This window comes from Bradyrhizobium sp. 35 (assembly GCF_023073215.1).
GTDB classification, from domain to species: domain Bacteria; phylum Pseudomonadota; class Alphaproteobacteria; order Rhizobiales; family Xanthobacteraceae; genus Bradyrhizobium; species Bradyrhizobium canariense_D.
The window spans coordinates 1-1895 of the sequence record NZ_JADPJC010000051.1 but is presented as its reverse complement, the minus strand read 5'-3'; the positions used below and the strand labels follow the sequence as shown (position 1 = coordinate 1895).

Genomic DNA, 1895 nt, shown 5'->3' with positions numbered 1-1895 from the left:
CGCGCCGGCTGCTCGCTCGCTGCCAGCATCACCGGCGCCGACGTCCGCCTGCTCCGCGAAAAATTCCCCGGCGTGCCTGTCGTTGCCTATGTCAACACCTCCGCGGAGGTGAAGGCCGAGGTCGATATCTGCTGCACCTCGTCGAACGCGGTGCAGGTGGTCGAAAGCCTCGGCGCACCAACCGTGATCTTCCTGCCCGACCGCTATCTCGCCACTTACGTGGCCTCGAAGACCGACGTGAAGATCATTGCCTGGAAGGGCGCCTGCGAGGTGCACGAGCGTTTCACTGGCGCCGAGCTGCGCAGCTACCGCGAGGCCGATCCCTCCGTGCAGATCATCGCTCATCCCGAATGCCCGCCGGACGTGCTGGCCGAGGCCGATTTCACGGGCTCGACCGCGCACATGATCAACTGGGTGCGCGAGCGGCGGCCGCGGCGGCTGGTGATGATCACGGAATGCTCGATGGCCGACAATGTCCGCGCCGAGCTGCCCGATGTGGAGATGCTGCGCCCCTGCAACATCTGCCCGCACATGAAGCGCATCACGCTCGCCAACATTCTGGAGAGCCTGCTGACGCTTCGCGCAGAAGTGACGATCGATCCCGCGCTCGCGGACCGCGCAAGGCGCTCGGTCGAGCGGATGATCAATTTGAAGAACTGAGATAAAGCCATGACAAACAACATCAACACCCTCCCCCGCTCCGACGACGTCGTCATCGTCGGCGGCGGCCTTGCCGGATTGTTCTGCGCGCTCAAGCTCGCGCCGCGGCCGGTAATATTGATCTCGGCGGCGCCGCTCGGACAGGGCGCGTCGTCTGCATGGGCGCAAGGCGGCATCGCCGCGGCAATGGCTGAAGGCGATACGCCGGAAGCGCACGCCGCGGACACGGTTGCAGTTGGCGGCGGCATCGTCGACGAAGCTGTCGCACTCGGGATCGCGCGCGAGGCCGCACCGCGGATTCACGACCTTCTCGCCTATGGCGTGCCGTTCGACCGCGATCTCGAAGGCAGGCTCGCAGTCGGGCGCGAGGCCGCACACTCGGCGCGGCGTATCGTACATGTGCGTGGCGATGGCGCGGGCGCCGCCATCATCGCGGCGCTGAGCGAAGCCGTGCGGCGCACGCCGTCGATCCGGCTGATCGAAGGTTTCGTCGCCGAAGCGCTGTTGACCGAGGACGGCGCGGTCGCCGGCCTACGATTGCGCGAAGCTGGCGACGCGGCAGCACAGCCGATCCTGCTCGCCGCGCGGATGGTGGTGCTCGCGACGGGCGGCATCGGCCATCTCTATGCCGTCACCACCAATCCGCGCGAGGCCAGCGGATCCGGCCTTGCGATCGCCGCACGCGCCGGCGCGGTGATTGCAGATCCCGAGTTCGTGCAATTTCACCCGACCGCCATCATGGTCGGCCGCGATCCCGCGCCGCTCGCCACGGAAGCCTTGCGCGGCGAAGGCGCGACACTGATCAACGGCCGTGGCGAGCGTTTCATGGCGGCGCGCCATCCGCTCGCCGAGCTCGCACCGCGCGACATCGTGGCCCGCGGCGTGTTCGCGGAGATCTCGGCCGGACGCGGCGCCTTCCTCGATGCGCGGCAGGCGCTGGGCGCACGTTTTGCCGACAGATTCCCGACCGTCCATGCAAGCTGCATCGCCGCTGGGATCGAGCCCGCCACGCAGGCCATCCCGATCGCACCGGCGGCGCACTATCACATGGGCGGCATCGCGGTGGACGATCGCGGCCGCAGCTCGATCGACGGGCTCTGGGCCGGCGGCGAAGTATCGTCCACCGGCGCGCATGGCGCGAACCGGCTTGCGTCGAACTCGCTGTTGGAGGCCGTGGTCTACGCCGCGCGCATCGCCGACGACATCGCCGGCCGCACCACTCCCTCGCCCGCACG

2 protein-coding genes are annotated in these 1895 nt (G+C 68.5%); both read left to right on the top strand.

Features of this window, described 5'->3' with window-relative positions:
- Window positions 1-660, top strand: a 660-nt coding sequence (locus IVB36_RS10270; protein ID WP_247391462.1) for a quinolinate synthase, incomplete at its 5' end; no start/stop codon positions are given.
- Window positions 661-669: 9 nt separating this feature from the next.
- Window positions 670-1895 (top strand): L-aspartate oxidase (locus tag IVB36_RS10265; protein WP_247391460.1); only part of this gene is annotated, 1226 nt, incomplete at its 3' end.